Origin of the sequence: Paraburkholderia gardini (assembly GCF_907164545.1) — a bacterium.
Lineage (GTDB): Bacteria > Pseudomonadota > Gammaproteobacteria > Burkholderiales > Burkholderiaceae > Paraburkholderia > Paraburkholderia gardini.
In genome coordinates, this window is sequence record NZ_CAJQZB010000077.1 from 1 (window position 1) to 1,378 (window position 1,378).

The 1,378-nt window shown below is 61.1% G+C and carries 2 protein-coding genes; one reads left to right on the forward strand and one right to left on the reverse strand.

Annotation, left to right across the window (positions count from 1 at the left end):
• A partial coding sequence (locus tag LPA37_RS27630) for a LysR family transcriptional regulator (protein WP_229014260.1) occupies nt 1-244 on the reverse strand: 244 nt, incomplete at its 3' end.
• A gap of 104 nt (nt 245-348) precedes the next feature.
• On the opposite strand from LPA37_RS27630, the gene LPA37_RS27635 reads away from it, so the two are divergent.
• Entirely contained in the window at nt 349-1,329 is a 981-nt protein-coding gene (locus tag LPA37_RS27635) for an NmrA/HSCARG family protein (protein WP_061939274.1), read from the forward strand.
• The last annotated feature ends 49 nt before the right edge of the window (nt 1,330-1,378 follow it).

Sequence of the window (1,378 nt, forward strand, 5' to 3'; positions counted from 1 at the left end):
CGCGCACTTGGTCTAAAGCATCACGTAGAGGCGCCAGAAGTTCATCGGCCTTTGCTGTGGAAGTCATGCCACGCTGCGCCGGAATCAGCAACGGATCGTCGAACAGATCGCGCAGGCGCGCGAGCTGTGCGCTCACTGCCGGTTGGCTCAGATGCAAGCGGCGCGCGGCGCGCGTCACGTTCTGCTCTGCCAGCAAGGTTTCTAGGGTGACAAGTAAATTCAGGTCCAACCGGTTGGTATCCATTGCATGGATAGTAGACCAGAAGACCGACGATTTCACTCCGTGCGAGGTTCTGCCCACACTGCACATGTCGGCGCGCGTGTTGCGTGCCTGTCCGGAGAAATCGCATGTCCCATTTATCATCAATGCCTCTGATTACCGTAGCTGGTGCCTCCAGCAAGCAAGGCCGCAGCGTGGCCAGCACGCTGCTGGATAGCGGTCGCTATCGAGTGCGCGCTTTGGCGCGAAGCGTCGATAGCGAACCGATGCGCGAACTGGCCCGGCGCGGCGCCGAGGTCGTCGTCGCACCGCTGGAAGCGGGGCGCAAAGCGCAGTTTGCCGCGGCTTTGCGAGGCTCGCACGGCGCTTTTTTGATGACGCCGCCAATTGCGCCCGTACCGCCGCCGGGCCGTCCCGAATTAGCGCTGGGCATGGAGCTGGCTGACGCGGCGCTCGCCGCGGGCGTGGAGCATGTCGTCTGGAGTAGTCTCGAAAATGTCGACGATCGCACTGGCGGCACTCTGTGGGCGCCACACTTCACCGAGAAGGCCCTAGTGGAAGCCTACCTGCGCACACTGCCGCTTCACAGTTCATTCATCCAACTTGCCTTTTTCTACAGCAACTTTCTTGAGCACTATCTGCCCCGCCCCCAAACTGACGGCGGCTTGAGTTTCCCGGTTTACCTACCGCCCGACACGCCCGTGCCGTTCGTTGATCCGCTGACCGCGACCGGTCCGGCGGTGATGGCGCACTTCGACAATCCGGAGTCGTATTCCGGCCGAACATTACCTGTCATCGGTGAGGTACTGACTGCGCGCGAACTTGTGGAAACTTTCGTGCGCGTTTCGGGGGTGCGTGCGCACTACACGTCTGCATACACACGCGAGGATTTGCTAAAGAACTTCCCCGCATTCGGTGCCGACGAGTGGCTGGTACGCGAGCTCGTGGGAATGGTTACCTACGCGGTCGAATACGGGTACTACGCACCCGACCGGGACCTGGCATGGAGCCGACGAAATGATCCGACCGCACTGACCTGGGAAGACTTTCTTCGACGAAGTGGTTGGCGGGGAGAGCATATGAGCTTCGGTGTTGCAATCGGCACATAGAAGCTACGTCCGCCCAAAGCGGCCATACGCGACGGACGGCTCATGGCCG